The 521-nt window shown below is 70.6% G+C and carries 2 protein-coding genes; one reads left to right on the plus strand and one right to left on the minus strand.

What is annotated here, in order from left to right; translation table 11 throughout:
- A partial coding sequence (locus BN4575_RS21515) for a LysR family transcriptional regulator (RefSeq protein ID WP_218060790.1) occupies positions 1–146 on the minus strand: 146 nt, incomplete at its 3' end.
- A gap of 159 nt (positions 147–305) precedes the next feature.
- On the opposite strand from BN4575_RS21515, the gene BN4575_RS20490 reads away from it, so the two are divergent.
- A partial coding sequence (locus BN4575_RS20490; RefSeq protein ID WP_176716457.1) for an FAD-dependent oxidoreductase occupies positions 306–521 on the plus strand: 216 nt, incomplete at its 3' end.

Here is a 521-nt window from a genome sequence, read left to right on the forward strand (position 1 = left end):
AGCAGCGCGCGCAGCCGCGCGAGCGAGTTGCTCACCGCCGGCGGCGTGACGCGGAGCCGCCGCGCCGCCCGCGCCGCGCTCCGCTCCTCGAGCACCGCGTGCAGGACGAGCAGCAGGTTGAGGTCGATCGCGGACAAGTTCACCATAAGTGAAGATTACCATCACGAAACATCACTGGAAATGAGCGCCTGTCGCGCCCATGCTGGGCGTGGTCGTCGCGGGGTGCTGTCGCGAGATATCGAGACGTCGGTGCATGGGTGCATCGGGACCTCGATGTCGTCGACACATCGCGAGGAGGCACGGGGATGACACAGCGGGGTGTGCGGCGCGCGATCCTCATCGGCGGGGGCATCGCGGGCCCGGTGCTCGGGATGTTCCTGCGGCGGATCGGCGTCGAGGTGACGATCTTCGAGGCGCGCGAGGCGCCGGCGGAGCACGAGGGCGCGTTCCTGGGGCTCGCGCCGAACGGGATGAACGTGCTCGCCGATCTGGGCGTGGCGGAGGCGGTGCGGGCGCGGGGC

Source organism: Aeromonas sp. EERV15 (genome assembly GCF_900079845.1).
Taxonomy (GTDB): Bacteria; Pseudomonadota; Gammaproteobacteria; order Enterobacterales; family Aeromonadaceae; genus Aeromonas; species Aeromonas sobria.